The sequence below is a fragment of the Pseudomonas sp. RA_35y_Pfl2_P32 genome, from assembly GCF_963970735.1.
Lineage (GTDB): Bacteria > Pseudomonadota > Gammaproteobacteria > Pseudomonadales > Pseudomonadaceae > Aquipseudomonas.
In genome coordinates this window covers 138488-152622 of record NZ_CAXAQF010000013.1, presented here as the reverse complement: position 1 = coordinate 152622, position 14135 = coordinate 138488, and the positions used below count along the sequence as shown (strand labels likewise).

The 14135-nt window shown below is 61.9% G+C and carries 13 protein-coding genes; 5 read left to right on the top strand and 8 right to left on the bottom strand.

The window, feature by feature from the left end:
• Positions 1-5 precede the first annotated feature (5 nt).
• From ybeY to miaB, 3 genes are all read right to left on the bottom strand, one after another.
• Positions 6-500, bottom strand: coding sequence for an rRNA maturation RNase YbeY (ybeY, locus tag AACY45_RS15125; protein ID WP_339546205.1), 495 nt, complete (start codon positions 498-500; stop codon positions 6-8).
• The gene (locus AACY45_RS15120; protein ID WP_339546204.1) at positions 493-1497 is read right to left on the bottom strand and encodes a PhoH family protein; all 1005 of its coding nucleotides are present in this window, start codon (positions 1495-1497) and stop codon (positions 493-495) included. The genes ybeY and AACY45_RS15120 overlap by 8 nt, the downstream gene beginning before the upstream one ends.
• Before the next feature lie 198 nt (positions 1498-1695).
• Positions 1696-3021, bottom strand: a complete 1326-nt coding sequence (miaB, locus tag AACY45_RS15115; protein WP_339546203.1) for a tRNA (N6-isopentenyl adenosine(37)-C2)-methylthiotransferase MiaB — start codon at positions 3019-3021, stop codon at positions 1696-1698.
• A 135-nt stretch (positions 3022-3156) separates the two neighbouring features.
• Here miaB and AACY45_RS15110 point away from each other — a divergent pair, with 135 nt between their 5' ends.
• Positions 3157-3486: a DUF1820 family protein gene (locus AACY45_RS15110; RefSeq protein WP_003185742.1), complete on the top strand. Its 330-nt coding sequence runs from the start codon at positions 3157-3159 to the stop codon at positions 3484-3486.
• Between the two features lie 36 nt (positions 3487-3522).
• Here AACY45_RS15110 and AACY45_RS15105 read toward each other — a convergent pair whose 3' ends face one another.
• The 4 genes from AACY45_RS15105 to AACY45_RS15090 form a co-directional block, all read right to left on the bottom strand.
• Positions 3523-4077, bottom strand: coding sequence for a tetratricopeptide repeat protein (locus AACY45_RS15105; RefSeq protein ID WP_339546202.1), 555 nt, complete (start codon positions 4075-4077; stop codon positions 3523-3525).
• Between the two features lie 224 nt (positions 4078-4301).
• Positions 4302-5585 carry a glutamate-1-semialdehyde 2,1-aminomutase gene (gene hemL, locus AACY45_RS15100; RefSeq protein WP_339546201.1) on the bottom strand — a complete coding sequence of 428 codons (1284 nt, stop codon included), beginning with the start codon at positions 5583-5585 and terminating at the stop codon, positions 4302-4304.
• Between the two features lie 18 nt (positions 5586-5603).
• Positions 5604-6227, bottom strand: a complete 624-nt coding sequence (thiE, locus tag AACY45_RS15095; RefSeq protein ID WP_339546200.1) for a thiamine phosphate synthase — start codon at positions 6225-6227, stop codon at positions 5604-5606.
• Between the two features lie 18 nt (positions 6228-6245).
• Positions 6246-7043 (bottom strand): hydroxymethylpyrimidine/phosphomethylpyrimidine kinase, encoded by a 798-nt coding sequence (locus tag AACY45_RS15090; protein ID WP_339546199.1) that lies wholly within the window; start codon positions 7041-7043, stop codon positions 6246-6248.
• 324 nt (positions 7044-7367) lie between these two features.
• Here AACY45_RS15090 and AACY45_RS15085 point away from each other — a divergent pair, with 324 nt between their 5' ends.
• The 4 genes from AACY45_RS15085 to AACY45_RS15070 all read left to right on the top strand — a co-directional run bounded on the left by AACY45_RS15085 (position 7368) and on the right by AACY45_RS15070 (position 13796).
• A complete protein-coding gene (locus AACY45_RS15085) occupies positions 7368-9749 on the top strand; it encodes a 7TM diverse intracellular signaling domain-containing protein (RefSeq protein ID WP_339546198.1) in 2382 nt (793 codons plus the stop codon).
• Between the two features lie 72 nt (positions 9750-9821).
• Positions 9822-11471 (top strand): acyl-CoA dehydrogenase family protein, encoded by a 1650-nt coding sequence (locus tag AACY45_RS15080; protein WP_339546197.1) that lies wholly within the window; start codon positions 9822-9824, stop codon positions 11469-11471.
• Positions 11472-11634: 163 nt separating this feature from the next.
• Positions 11635-13098 (top strand): AMP nucleosidase, encoded by a 1464-nt coding sequence (gene amn, locus AACY45_RS15075; RefSeq protein WP_339546196.1) that lies wholly within the window; start codon positions 11635-11637, stop codon positions 13096-13098.
• Between the two features lie 131 nt (positions 13099-13229).
• Entirely contained in the window at positions 13230-13796 is a 567-nt protein-coding gene (locus tag AACY45_RS15070) for a pseudouridine synthase (protein WP_339546195.1), read from the top strand.
• Here AACY45_RS15070 and AACY45_RS15065 read toward each other — a convergent pair.
• Positions 13791-14000, bottom strand: a complete 210-nt coding sequence (locus AACY45_RS15065) for a DUF2788 domain-containing protein (RefSeq protein WP_166590419.1) — start codon at positions 13998-14000, stop codon at positions 13791-13793. The two genes, AACY45_RS15070 and AACY45_RS15065, sit on opposite strands and share 6 nt — an antisense overlap.
• Positions 14001-14135: the final 135 nt, after the last annotated feature.

Sequence of the window (14135 nt, the reverse complement as noted above, 5' to 3'; positions counted from 1 at the left end):
AGCGATTACTCTGAATCCTTTGTTGTAACAGTAGGGGATGGTTCGGTTTCGTCGTCCGCATAAGGGTCCGGATGACCCAGTTCGGCAAGCAACGTTCGTTCCAGTGCTTCCATTTCCTCGGCTTCTTCGTCATCTATATGGTCGTAACCAAGCAGATGCAAGCAGCCGTGAATCACCAGGTGGGCCCAATGGGCGTCCAGTGCCTTGCCTTGCTCGGTGGCTTCACGCTCGACCACGGCCACGCAGATCACCAGATCGCCCAGCAGCGGGATGTCGAGAAACTCGTCGGGCACGTCGGCCGGGAACGACAGGACGTTGGTTGCGTAATCTTTCTGACGCCAGGTGTGATTGAGCTCACGGCCTTCGGCTTCGTCGACCAGGCGAATGGTCATTTCCGAGTCGGCCGTGCGCTGGCGCAGGGCCAGCTCGCACCATTGGCGGAACTGGGCTTCGCTGGGGGCGTTGCCCTCGCTTGCACGTTGCAGGTCAAGCTCAAGCATCGCGGCGGTTGTCCTTCGGGGAGTCGGGTGCGACGCGATTCTCGAAGCGCTCATAGGCTTCGACTATGCGCTGCACCAGCGGGTGGCGCACGACGTCTTTGGGCTTGAAGTGGGTAAAGCTGATACCCGGCACGTCCTCGAGCACTTCAATCACGTGGTTGAGCCCGGACTTGGTGCCCTTGGGCAGGTCGACCTGGGTGATGTCGCCGGTGATAACCGCCGTGGAGCCAAAGCCGATCCGGGTCAGGAACATCTTCATCTGTTCCACGGTGGTGTTCTGGCTTTCGTCGAGGATGATGAAACTGTTGTTCAGGGTACGACCACGCATGTAAGCCAGTGGCGCGACCTCGATGACCTGGCGCTCGATCAGCTTGGCCACGTACTCGAAGCCGAGCATTTCATACAGGGCGTCGTACAGGGGGCGCAGGTAAGGGTCGATCTTCTGCGACAGATCCCCGGGCAGGAAGCCGAGTTTTTCGCCGGCCTCGACCGCTGGGCGTACCAGCAGGATGCGGCGAATCTGTTCGCGCTCCAGAGCATCTACCGCGCAGGCGACAGCCAGGTAGGTTTTGCCGGTGCCGGCTGGGCCGATACCGAAGTTGATGTCGTTAGCGAGGATTTCCTTCACGTAGCGCTGCTGATTCAAGCCTCGCGGGCGAATCATGCCTTTTTTGGTGCGCAGGGCTACGGCGGGTTCGGCGGGGGCGTGATTGTCCAGCGCTTCGACGGCCGATTCCTGAAGGAACAGGTGAACCATGTCCGGCGACAGCTCGCTACCCTTGGTTTCCCGGTAGAGGCGGCGCAGCAGGTTTTCCGCGGAGGTGGTGTGCTTGAGCTCGCCGATCAGTTCGAACTGATTGCCGCGGTTGCGGATCACGATCGCCAGGCGTTGTTCGATCAAGCGCAAATGCTCGTCGAATTGCCCGCACAGATTGGCGAAGCGGTGAGCCTCAAAGGGCTCGAGGATAAAACGATGCGGTTCTATGGGAGCGTTCAAGGTTGTTTTCAGCCGCCCTTGGGCAATTAAGATGAAATCAAGGATAACGCCAGTGGCCTGGGTGCGAAAGCTCTTAAATAACCGAGCCTGAAACACCGCCCCTGTAGGAGCGAGCTTGCTCGCGAAGGGCTTGAATGCCCTTGCGTTCATTCAGGATGCACGTGTCATCGTTGACGACCTTCGCGAGCAAGCTCGCGCCTACACCAGCGAACCCCGCAGCGAGTGCGGCTGTGCGGCATCGATGTGGACGTCGGCGAACTGGCCGATCAGGGTCGGCGTGTCGCAGCGGAAGTTCACGATACGGTTGTTCTCGGTCCGGCCTTGCAGCTCTCCAGGGTCTTTTTTCGAGTAGTCGGTGACCAGGATTCGTTGGATCGAGCCGACCATTTGTCGGCTGATTTCGAAGCCTTGCTGGTTGAGGCGATGCTGCAGGGCGTTCAGGCGCTGTTTTTTCAGTTCTTCCGGCGTCTCGTCGGCGAGGTCGGCGGCGGGGGTGCCCGGGCGCTGGCTGTAGACGAACGAGTAGGAGAAATCGAAGCCGACGTCTTCAATCAGCTTCATGGTTTGTTCGAAGTCTTTCTCGGTTTCGCCCGGGAAGCCGACGATGAAGTCCGAGCTGATGCAGATACCTGGCACCGCGGCGCGCAATTTGCGCAGCTTGGACTTGTACTCGAGCGCAGTATGGTTGCGCTTCATGGCCGAGAGGATCCGGTCCGAACCCGATTGCACCGGCAGGTGCAGGTGCTTGACCAGTTCCGGCACGTCGGCGTGGGCCTGGATCAGGCTGTCGGAGAATTCCAGCGGGTGGGACGTGGTGTAGCGGATGCGGTCGATGCCGTCGACCGCGGCGACCACCCGGATCAGTTCGGCCAGGTCTGCCAGGCGCCCGTCGTGGGTGGTGCCGCGGTAACCGTTGACGTTCTGTCCCAGCAGGGTCACTTCACGCACGCCGTTCTCGGCCAGGTGAATGATCTCGGCGATGACGTCATCGAACGGCCGGCTGACTTCTTCGCCACGGGTATAAGGCACCACGCAGAACGTGCAGTACTTGCTGCAGCCTTCCATTACCGAGACATAGGCACTGGGGCCGTCGATGCGCGGCTCGGGCAGGTGGTCGAATTTTTCGATTTCCGGAAACGAGACGTCGACCTGCGGCAGCTTGGTGATGCGCGCGGCGTCGATCATTTCCGGCAGGCGGTGCAAGGTCTGCGGGCCGAAGACCACGTCGACATAGGGCGCGCGGTCGCGGATGGCGGCGCCTTCCTGGCTGGCCACGCAGCCGCCGACGGCGATCACCATCTCCGGGTTGGCCAGCTTCAGTTCGCGCCAGCGACCCAACTGGGAGTAGACCCGGTCCTGGGCACGTTCGCGGATCGAACAGGTGTTGAGCAGAATCACGTCCGCGTCTTCGGCACGGGCGGTCACTTCCAGGGCCTGGTGTTCACCCAGCAGATCAACCATGCGCGAGCTGTCGTACTCGTTCATCTGGCAACCGTGGGTTTCGATGTAAAGCTTCTTGGCCATGGACGGGTTCATCACGTGATTCAAAGAACCGCGCATTATAGGGAACAAGTCCGCAGGTTCCTACCGTCGTGCGTTCAGCGGCTATGCTATAGTTCGCGCCCTCATTTTTATCCCTCGATGTGTTACCCGCCCACCATGACCAAACGTGAAGCTCCAATCTACAAGGTGATTTTCCTCAATCAGGGCCAGGTGTTCGAAATGTACGCCAAGCAGATCTATCAAAGCGATCTGTGGGGCTTCCTGGAAGTGGAAGAGTTCGTCTTTGGCGAGCGCACGCAAGTGGTCGTCGATCCGAGCGAAGAGAAGCTCAAGGCGCAGTTCGAAGGCGTGGTGCGCAGTTTTGTGCCGATGCATTCGATTGTGCGCATCGACGAGGTCGAGCGCCTGGGCACGCCGAAAATCAGCGAAGCCCGTGGCGCGGTCGGCAATGTCATGCCGTTTCCGATGCCAATGCCTGAGAAGTAGGCCTTAATACCGAGTCGTCTGCTCGCGATGGGACAATTACGGCAGCGGTGAAAACGGCGTACGCCCATCGGCGCTTTGCAGTTCCATCAGGTACTTGCGGAAAATCTGCCCCAGCACCTGGGTGGCGAGTTCCAGTTCATCGCGTTGCATGTGCTCGGCGACTTCGTCGGCCGTGTCCAGCGCCTCTTCAGCGCCGTTGACCGCGGCCATTTTCAGCACGATGTAGGCCTGGACGTTGTTGGCGGGCACGCCTTCGCCGTGGAAGAACATGGTGCCGAGTTTGAATTGCGCCTGGGCGTGGCCTTGCAGGGACGCCTTTTCGAAGTAGCTCAGGGCTTGATTGAGGTCGCGCGGTGCATTTTTACCGTCGTAGTAGAACTCGCCCAACTCGTATTGCGCTTCCGCATCCCCGGCGTCCGACGCTTTCTGGCAGGCTTCAAGGGCCTCCTTCAGGTCTTCAGGCTGGGTATTGAGGGTGCAACGACCCATTGCCGGGATCAACAACGAGTTGCCGCCTGCTTGTGCGTGCGCGAGCAGCGGCTGAAGGAGCAACAGGCAGCCCAATGCAAGGGTGCGGCCGGTGCGGTTCATGGGAATCGACTTACCTCTGAAGGGCGCGCGGACCCATCGAGGGATCCAATAAGCGCGCATTATGAAATAAGCAGGACCATCCTTACAAAGTCTTTACTCGTTTTTCTGCCGCGCGGGAACTATATCTACCGCTTTTAACGGGAACTTGGATAGTCGTAGCAGCAAAAAGACAGCAATGTAGGATAAAGCTGACGTCGACCCAGGCCGACGTCAGCGGTTTTGGCTTACTTCAGCGCGGCAAATGCACGCTCGGCTGCGTCCAGGGTCAGCTGCAACTCGGCGTCGCCGTGGGCGATCGAGGTGAAGCCTGCTTCGAAGGCGCTTGGCGCCAGGTACACGCCGCCTTCGAGCATCAAGTGGAAGAAACGCTTGAACAGGTTGGCATCGCTGGCCATGACGTCGTCAAAGGTCACGATGTCGTCGGCACCACTGAAGTACAGGCCGAACATGCCACCTGCCTGGGTCGTGACGAACGGAATGCCCGCTGCGTCGGCACGCTGTTGCAGGCCATCGAGCAGGCGGCTGGTGTAGTCGCTGAGTTCGGCGTGGAAGCCTGGGCGGCTGATCAGGCGCAGGGTGGTCAGGCCGGCCGCCATGGCCAGCGGGTTACCCGACAGGGTGCCAGCCTGGTAGACCGGGCCCAGCGGGGCAATGTGCGACATGATTTCGCGCTTGCCGCCGAAGCAACCCACCGGCATGCCGCCACCGATGATCTTGCCGAAGGTGCTCAGGTCTGGTGTCACACCGTAGTGCGCCTGGGCGCCGCCGAGTGCCACGCGAAAGCCGGTCATCACTTCGTCGAAAATCAGCACCACGCCGTGCTGGTCGCACAGGCTGCGCAGGCCTTCGAGGAAACCGGGAGCCGGCGGTACGCAGTTCATGTTACCCGCAACCGGCTCGACGATGATGCACGCCACCTCCTGACCGACTTCGCCGAGCATCTTGGCCACTGCATCGATGTCGTTGAACGGCAGGGTCAGGGTGTGCTTGGCAAAATCGGCGGGCACCCCGGCAGAGCTCGGCACACCTTGGGTCAGCAGGCCCGAGCCGGCCTTGACCAGCAGGCTGTCGGAGTGGCCGTGGTAGCAGCCTTCGAACTTGATGATGCTGTCACGACCGGTGAAACCGCGGGCCAGGCGAATCGCGCTCATGGTCGCTTCGGTGCCGGAGCTGACCATGCGCACCATTTCCATCGACGGCACGATCGAGCAGACCAGGTCGGCCATTTCGGTTTCCATCGCCGTCGGGGCGCCGTAGGACAGGCCGTGTTCCAGCTGCTTGCGCACCGCGTCCAGCACGTCCGGGTGGCTGTGGCCAAGAATCATCGGGCCCCAGGAGCCGACGTAGTCGACATAACGCTTGTCGTCTTCGTCCGTCACGTACGCGCCTTCGGCGTGCTTGAAGAACAGCGGAGTGCCGCCCACGCTCTTGAAGGCACGTACAGGCGAGTTCACACCGCCGGGAATGTGTTTCTGGGCATTGGCAAACAGGGTTTCGGAACGAGACATAGTAGGGCTCTCAAAAATTCAGGAATTGAACAATGCGTTGAAGGCGCGCGCACGGCGGGTCACTTCGCTGGTGCTGTCGGCGCCGAACAGGCCATGGACCACGGCCAGCAGGTCGACCCCATGGGCCACCAGCGGGGCGGCGTTGTCCAGGGTGATACCGCCGATCGCGCAGATCGGCAGGTGCAGCCGGGCGCGAGCCTGGTCGAGCAGCTCGAGGCTGCAGACCGGTGCGCCGGGCTTGGTGTTGGAGTTGAAAAAGCGGCCGAAGGCGACGTAGCTGGCGCCTTCCTTGGCCGCTTGTTCGGCCAGCTCGATCTGGGCGTGACAGGTCGAACCGATGATCGCCTGGCGACCCAGCAACGCGCGGGCCGGGGTCAGCGGGCCGTCGGTTTGCCCCAGATGAACGCCGACACCCAGGCGCGCGGCCAGTTCGGCGTCGTCGTTGATGATCAATTGGGTCTTGTAGCGCTCGCACAGGTCGCGCAGGACTTGGGCTTCGCGCAAGCGGCGCGCCTCGTCGCTGCTTTTGTCGCGATACTGCAGCAAGGTCACGCCACCCTCCAGCGCTGCTTGCACGTAGGGCAGGAACTTGCCGGCCAGTAGCTGACTGTCGGTAATGGCGTACAGACCACGTAGTTTCATCGGGCAAGCCTCATGGCGTTACGAGCAAAAATCCAGCGGCAGGCGGCGCGGAACAAACTGGCCCTTGCCCAGTTGTTCGGCGTCACGCAGGGTGCGCCAGGTGTAGTCCAGTGCTGACTTTACCGCGCTGGCAAGGTGTTCGCCCTGAGCCAGGCGACCGGCCAGGGCGCTGGCCAGGGTGCATCCGGAGCCGTGGTAGCTGCCGGGCAGGCGCTGACAGGTAAAGGTTTCGCGGTGACCATCGCGGCTATAGAGGCGATTGTGTACTTGATGTTCGTCGCCATGCCCGCCAGTGATCAGCAGGTGCTTGACGTAGGGCAGGAGTTTTTCTGCGCACTCATCGGCGCTGCCGTCTGGCAGTTCAGCCAAAATCCGGGCTTCAGGAAGGTTGGGGGTGGCGATGATCGCCAGTGGCAGCAGGCGCTCGCGCATGGCGTAGCCGACTTCGTCCTTGCCCAGGCGTCCGCCACCGCCAGCGCGCAGCACCGGGTCGCAGACCACGGGCAGGTGCGGATGCGCCTGGAGCAGTTCGACCACCGTGTCGACCATTTCCAGTGAGCCGAGCATGCCCAACTTGACCGCCGCAACCTGCGAGTCGTTGAGGACGGCATTGGCCTGGGCCAGTACCCACTCACGATCGAGGACGCGGAAATCACTGACATTGACGGTGTCTTGCACGGTCAGGGCAGTGACGGCCGGGGCCGCATGACAACCCTGAGCCAGCAGGGCTTCGATATCTGCCTGCAAGCCGGCGCCACCACTTGGGTCGTGGCCGGAGAGACAGAGGACAACGGGGCGAGAGCTGTAGATATTCATGGTGCGCGAGCTTACCACCAAACAGATTTTTCCGGTGCGCCAGGCGGCACGCCAGGACTTGCTGCGTGCAGCATCGGCCTGTGGCAGCGCCGGCCGGTGAAGGATGATCCTTGTAATCTGACCGCATCTTCAGTTATTGATCGCTATGGTCAGCCGAGAAGCCCGTGCTAGAGCCTTCAAACTAAAAATTTCAATGGTGTTCAAACGCCACCAACGGCTATGCTAGAGTGGATCCAAACCAATAACAGGTTGTACCGGTTCGACGTCTGCTCAAAAGGAAATGGGGGGCTTCCTGATGCACCGGACAGGCCATGCTGGGGCTTTATGCGCTATTTGCTGATGTTGCTGTTGAGCTTGCCCATATTGGCGAGCGCAACGGAGTTCGATGAGTTCACCCAAAAGCTCCCCTTGGGTCGAATCATGCAGGTGTACGAGGATGTCGCCGGCACTGCGAGCATCAAAGACGTCCAGGCACAAGCGGCGGCCGGCCATTTCCAACCCCACCACAAAGCCACCCTGAACGCCGGTTACTCCCATTCGGTGTTCTGGTTGAAGATCGACCTGGAGTATCGCCCGAGCAATCCTGACGCCCTGCGCACCTGGCTGCTGGAATTGGCGTACCCACCCCTGGATCACGTCGACCTGTACCTGGCCGATGGCGCCGGGAATTATCAGCTCAAGCAGCGCACCGGCGACGCCTTGCCGTTCGCCAGCCGGGAAATCCGCCAGAACAACTACCTGTTTGACCTGCCCTTCGTGGCCAATGAACAGAAGACCGTCTACCTGCGCCTGCAAAGCCAGGGGTCGATCCAGGCGCCGCTGGCGCTGTGGTCGAGTACGGCCTATCTGGAAGACCAGCCAGTGCGCCTGTATATCCTCGGACTGATTTACGGGGTCCTGCTGGGGATGCTGGTCTACAACCTGTTCATCTACCTCAGCGTGCGCGACACCAGCTACCTCTATTACATCTTCTATATCGCCTCGTTCGGCCTGTACCAGCTTTCGGTGAACGGGGCGGCGGTGGAGTACTTCTGGCCGGACAATCCTTGGTGGGCCAACGCCTCGACGCCGTTTTTCATCGGCTGCGCGGCACTGTTCGGCAGTCAGTTCGCCCGTAGCTTCCTGCAGACCTCCAGCCACAGTCGCAGGCTCGATCGCCTGCTATTGACGCTGGTGGCGTGCAGCGCGGTGGTGGTCGGCCTGTCGTTGATGACCAGCTACGCCCTGGCCCTGCGCCTGGCCACGGCACTGGCGCTGGTCTTTACCGTGGTGATTTTCTCGGCGGGGATCTTCGCCTGGTGGCGTGGCCTGCGGGTGGCACGCTATTTCATCATCGCCTGGTCGGCGTTCCTGCTGGGCGGCATCGTCAATACGCTGATGGTGCTGGGCTACCTGCCCAACGTATTCCTGACCATGTACGCCAGCCAGATTGGTTCGGCAATTGAAGTCGCGTTGCTGTCCCTGGCCCTGGCTGATCGCATCAACACCATGCGCGAGCAGCAGGCACAGACATTGTTCGACGCCGGGAAGGAGCTGGAAGTGTTGAACCAGCAACTGGCCCACAGTAACCAGCTCAAGGATGAATTCCTGGCAACCCTGACCCACGAACTGCGCACGCCGATGAATGGGGTGATCGGTTCACTGGAGTTGATGCAGACCGTCGAGCTCGACCCGGAGCTGGAGCAGTATCAGCAGACCGCCGCCGGTTCGGCGCGGGACATGATGCGCATGGTCAACGGCATCCTGACCCTGACTGAATTGCAGGCCGGGCGCCTCAAGGCTTACCCCGAGCCGTTCAGCCTGCGTTCCGTGGTCGATGGCCTGCACCAGCAGTTCGCCGCCAATGCCACGAGCAAGGCCCTGGATTTCAAGGTCGAGCTGGCCCAGGGCCTGCCGGATCGCCTGCACGGTGACAGCGCCAAGCTGGTGCAGTGCCTGGAGTGCCTGCTGGACAATTCGGTCAAGTTCACCCACGTCGGAGGGTTGGCGTTGCGGGTCAGCGGCAAGCCGGTTGAAGCCGGACGACAGGCGTTGTCCTTTGCGGTGATCGACACCGGTATCGGCTTCACTGACCTGGGCGAGGCGACCATGTATCAGCGCTTTTTCCAGCTCGACGGATCCATGACGCGCGAGTACGGCGGCCTGGGAGTGGGGTTGGCGATCTGTCGGCAATTGGTCGAGTTGATCGGCGGGCGCCTGACGCATCGTTCCGAGCCCGGGCATGGCAGCCGGTTTCAACTGGATGTCGAGTTCGAGGTGGTCACGGTGCAGCCGAGCGTCGCCACTGCGCGCCAGGGCCATGGCCTGGTGAGCATGCGTGATCCCCAGGATTGCAGGGTGTTGCTGGTCGACGACGACAGCATCAATCAACTGGTGGTGCGCGGTATGCTGCTCAAGCTCGGCTATCGGGTGCGCAGTGTCGACAGCGCCCCAGCCGCGCTGGAGTGCTTGCGCCGCGAGCGTTTTGACGCGGTGCTGCTGGACAGTCCCTTGCCAGCGCTGGCGGGGCAGTCGATGTGCGAGCAGATCCGCGCGCTGCCGGGGTATGCCAATGTTGTAGTGCTGGCTGCAGTGACCTGCGCCCACCCGGACTTCGTGGCGGGGCTGACCGATTGCCTGAGCAAACCGGTGAAATTCGAAGAGCTGCAGGCGGTGCTCTATCGTCGGCTACTCTGCCAGCAGCAAGGTGAAAGCGCCGGTATTTAGGCGTATATGCCACTTTTTCAGGGGGTGGCAGGGTGCTTAACTGGGGTCTTCGCTGACCCAAGGAGGCCCGCCATGAACCTGCACCAGTTCGCCGAAACCCACGAAGTCACCAATCAGCCGCCCTCGCTGGATGGGGTCAACCTGTACCGGATCGATTTGCCGTTGCAAGCGTGGTCGCGGCGTTTCGGGGCGGGTTGGGCCGAGTCGCGAATCGACGCCTATGGTGCCTTGGCCGGGGGGCCGTTGATGGCCGCGGGGTTCCTGGCCAACCAGAACAAGCCGCTGTTCTCCAGTCACGATCGTTATGGTCATCGTATCGACCTGGTGGAGTTTCACCCGGCCTACCATGAGTTGATGCGGGCTGCGGTCGAGCACGGGCTGACGTCCTTGCCCTGGACCGACCCGCAGGCCGGCGCCCACGTCGCCCGGGCCTCCATGACGTACCTGCACAGCCAGGCTGAAGCCGGCAGTGGCTGCCCGCTGACCATGACGTTCGCCAGTGTGCCCGCCTTGCGACTGCAGCCGGACATCGCCCGGCAATGGCTGCCGAAAATCCTCGCCCGCGAGTATGACCCGCGCAATGTCGGCATGGCCCACAAGGCGGGCGTCACCATAGGCATGGCGATGACCGAGAAGCAGGGCGGTACCGACGTTCGGGCCAATACCACCAAGGCGTATCCGGTCGGTGCCGCCGGGCCGGGCCAGGCCTACGAATTGGTGGGCCATAAATGGTTCTGCTCGGCACCCATGTGCGACGCCTTCCTGACCCTGGCCCAGACCGACAAGGGCCTGACCTGCTTCCTGCTGCCGCGCCATCGTCCGGATGACACGCGTAACCAGTTCTACATCCAGCGCCTGAAAAACAAACTGGGCAACTGCTCCAACGCGTCCAGTGAAGTCGAGTTCCGTGGGGCGCTGGCGTGGATGATCGGCGAAGAGGGGCGTGGCGTACCGACTATCATCGAAATGGTCGCCATGACCCGTTTCGATTGCATGGTCGGCTCCAGTGCCTTGATGCGCCAGGCGCTGACCCAGGCCAGCCACCACTGTGCCCATCGCCAGGTGGGCGGCAAGTTGCTCAGCGAACAGCCGCTGATGCAGAACGTGCTGGCCGACCTGGCACTGGAAAGCGAGGCCGCCCTGGCCTTGAGCCTGCGCATGGGGCAGGCGCTGGATCAATTGGATGACGCCCAGGAAGCCAAGTTCGCCCGGCTGGTGACCGCGGTGGGCAAGTACTGGATCTGCAAGCGCGCCCCGGCCATGATCAATGAAGCCGCCGAATGCATGGGCGGTGCCGGTTATGTCGAGGAAAGCATCCTGCCGCGCCTGTACCGTGAGGCGCCGGTGAACTCGACGTGGGAAGGTTCCGGCAACGTGCAGTGCCTGGACGTGCTGCGCGCCCTGTCCAAAGAGCCCGGCGTGCTTGATGCGCTGTTCAGCGAGCTGGGCGACGGTCATGGTGACAAGCGCCTGGCCGCGCATATCCAGCAATTGCAGGCGGCGTTCAAGGACACCAGCGACATCCAGTACCGCGCCCGCCAGTTGACCGAAGACATTGCCCTGGGCCTGCAGGCCAAGTTGTTGCTCGAGGCGGGCAATGCCAGCGTCAGCGACGCCTTTATTGCCAGTCGATTGGGAGCGGCTGGGCGAGTGTATGGCACCTTGCCGCGGGGCGTCGATGTGCAAGCCATCGTCACCCGCTCGACCCCGCAAGGCTTCTGAGCACTGACTGACGAACACCACAAACCTTGTGGGAGCGGGCGCCCGCTCCCACATGGGATGTAGAGGGTTGATGGATTCAGGAATGACACGCACACGACGGTTCCCGTGACGCGGTGTTGCAGGCAAGATAAAGGCCTGCAAGCCAGAACACAGGAAGCTGATCGTGACCGAAGACTTTATTGTCGTTCAAACCGCTGAACAAGCCGTGGACCGGCTCGCCGCGCTGCACGAGCGAGCCACTACGGCGTTGAACCAGGCGCTCAAGCGTTATCTCAAAGACCGCATTGAACCTGATGCCGAACAGCGTGCGATGTTCCGCTACCCGGAATTGCGCCTGACCTACCTGTGCCAGGGGGAGGTCCCACAGACCACTCGGGCTTACGCCAAGGTGCAGTTGCCGGGGACCTACAGCGTCACCGTTACCCATCCTGCAGCGTTTCGTAAGTACTTGCTGGAGCAACTGGTGCCTTTGATGCACGACTTCACCGTGACGGTGGAAGTGGGTGTCAGCCAGCAGAATATCCCGTACCCCTATGTGGTCGAGCAGGGCGATGAGCTGGCCGGCTCCGGCGTGACCGCGGCCGTGCTGGCGCGGGTGTTTCCGAGCACCGACCTGTCGGCGGCCACTGATGGCATTGCCGATGGCCTGTACGATTGGGAAAACACCGATCCGCTGCCACTGGCCCTGTTCGACGCCGCGCGGGTCGATTTCTCCCTGCGCCGCCTGGTGCATTACACCGGCAGCGACTGGCGGCATGTGCAGCCGTGGATCCTGCTGACCAACTACCACCGCTATGTCGACCAGTTCATCGTCCATGGCCTGGAGCAGTTGCGAAACGACCCGCGGTTTGTACGCATGGTGCTGCCGGGCAACGTGATCATCGAAAAGAGCATGGATCACGGCGAAGCTTCGGCCATAGCCGCAGGCGTGGTCTGGCACCGTTACCAGATGCCGGCCTACCACTTGCTGGCGTCCGACGGCCATGGCGTGACCCTGGTCAACATTGGCGTCGGCCCGTCCAACGCGAAGAACATCACCGATCACCTGGCCGTGCTGCGTCCGCACTGCTGGCTGATGATCGGGCACTGCGGCGGCCTGCGCCAATCCCAGACCATCGGCGACTACGTGCTGGCCCACGCCTACATGCGCCGCGACGGGATTCTCGACCGAGTGGTGCCGCCGAATATACCGATCCCTGCGCTGGCCGAAGTGCAAATGGCGCTGCAACAGGCGGCGGCCAACGTTACCGGCGAGAAGGGCGATGACCTGAAAAAACGCCTGCGCACCGGCACCGTGCTGACCTACGACGACCGTAACTGGGAGCTGCGCTGGGCCCAGGAACGACCGTTGATCAACCTGTCGCGGGCCGTGGCGGTAGACATGGAAAGCGGCACCATCGCCGCCCAGGGTTACCGTCTGCGGGTGCCCTATGGCACGTTGTTGTGTGTCTCGGACAAGCCGCTGCACAGCGAAATCAAGCTGCCGGGCTCGGCCAACGCGTTTTATGAGCGCGCGGTCAGCCAGCACCTGAAAATCGGCATCGCCGCAGTGGACCTGCTGCGCACCGAGCTCAACTCGTTGCACTCGCGCAAACTGCGCAGCTTCGACGAGCCGCCGTTCCGCTGATTGTTATCGTGGTCATTTGACGGTCGGGGCACTAGCATGGGCGGCCCTGACCGTTAGATGTTGTGTGTGCCATGTCCCGTTCTCGTCCTCCTTCCCGCCGCCCAGGTGCTGCACCCACAGCTCCGCGCCGCGTGGCCAAAGCGCCCCCGGCCGAACCGAAACTGATTCTGTTCAACAAACCCTTCGATGTGCTGACGCAATTCAGTGATGGCGAAGGGCGGGCGACGCTCAAGGATTACATCGAGATTCCCGGGATCTACCCGGCCGGACGGCTGGATCGCGACAGCGAAGGGCTGCTGTTGCTGACCAACGATGGCCAGTTGCAGGCGCGGATTGCCGACCCCAAGCACAAACTGGCCAAGACCTATTGGGTGCAGGTCGAGGGCGAGCCGACGGCCGAGCAGTTGCAGCGCTTGCGTGACGGTGTCGAACTCAATGACGGCATGACCTTGCCCGCCGAGGCGCGTCAGCTGGAAGAACCCGAGCTGTGGCCACGCAACCCGCCGGTACGCTTTCGGAAAAGCGTGCCGACCAGTTGGCTGGAGTTGGTGATTCGGGAGGGGCGCAACCGCCAGGTGCGGCGCATGACCGCGGCAGTGGGCTTGCCGACCCTGCGCCTGGTGCGCGTGCGAATCGGCGACTGGACGATCGAAGGGCTCGACCAAGGCCAGTGGAAGGAAGTGCCGGCGCGCTTATAAAGTGCCGGATTCGATCAGGCCAATCACCACGCTCTTGATGATGAACGCCGCCACACCCAGGCCCAGCACAAAGAACAGGATGAACGAGCCGAAACGTCCGGCCTTGGATTTCTTCGCCAGGTCCCAGACGATGAAACCCATGAAAATGATCAGGATGCTGACCAGGCCGGTCATCATCCACTCTTCAAACAGTGCAGGATCCATCGAATATCTCCAGCGCGGGCAGGGCAAAAAAGGCCGGCGGAGTATACGCCAAGGGCACACGGCGGGGCATTGACCTGCGTCGGTGTGCCGCAGCTGTTCGTCGCCGCCATAGTTGCTCGCACCCTAGGAGCAAGG

What these genes read in the sequence shown, in the direction of transcription:
- AACY45_RS15065 (WP_166590419.1), bottom strand. Translation starts at nt 14,000, where the DNA reads ATGGATCCTGCACTGTTTGAAGAGTGGATGATGACCGGCCTGGTCAGC.
- hemL (WP_339546201.1), bottom strand. Translation starts at nt 5,585, where the DNA reads ATGTCTCGTTCCGAAACCCTGTTTGCCAATGCCCAGAAACACATTCCC.
- AACY45_RS15110 (WP_003185742.1), top strand. Translation starts at nt 3,157, where the DNA reads ATGACCAAACGTGAAGCTCCAATCTACAAGGTGATTTTCCTCAATCAG.
- thiE (WP_339546200.1), bottom strand. Translation starts at nt 6,227, where the DNA reads ATGAAACTACGTGGTCTGTACGCCATTACCGACAGTCAGCTACTGGCC.
- AACY45_RS15105 (WP_339546202.1), bottom strand. Translation starts at nt 4,077, where the DNA reads ATGAACCGCACCGGCCGCACCCTTGCATTGGGCTGCCTGTTGCTCCTT.
- ybeY (WP_339546205.1), bottom strand. Translation starts at nt 500, where the DNA reads ATGCTTGAGCTTGACCTGCAACGTGCAAGCGAGGGCAACGCCCCCAGC.
- AACY45_RS15090 (WP_339546199.1), bottom strand. Translation starts at nt 7,043, where the DNA reads ATGAATATCTACAGCTCTCGCCCCGTTGTCCTCTGTCTCTCCGGCCAC.
- miaB (WP_339546203.1), bottom strand. Translation starts at nt 3,021, where the DNA reads ATGGCCAAGAAGCTTTACATCGAAACCCACGGTTGCCAGATGAACGAG.
- AACY45_RS15080 (WP_339546197.1), top strand. Translation starts at nt 9,822, where the DNA reads ATGAACCTGCACCAGTTCGCCGAAACCCACGAAGTCACCAATCAGCCG.
- AACY45_RS15085 (WP_339546198.1), top strand. Translation starts at nt 7,368, where the DNA reads ATGCGCTATTTGCTGATGTTGCTGTTGAGCTTGCCCATATTGGCGAGC.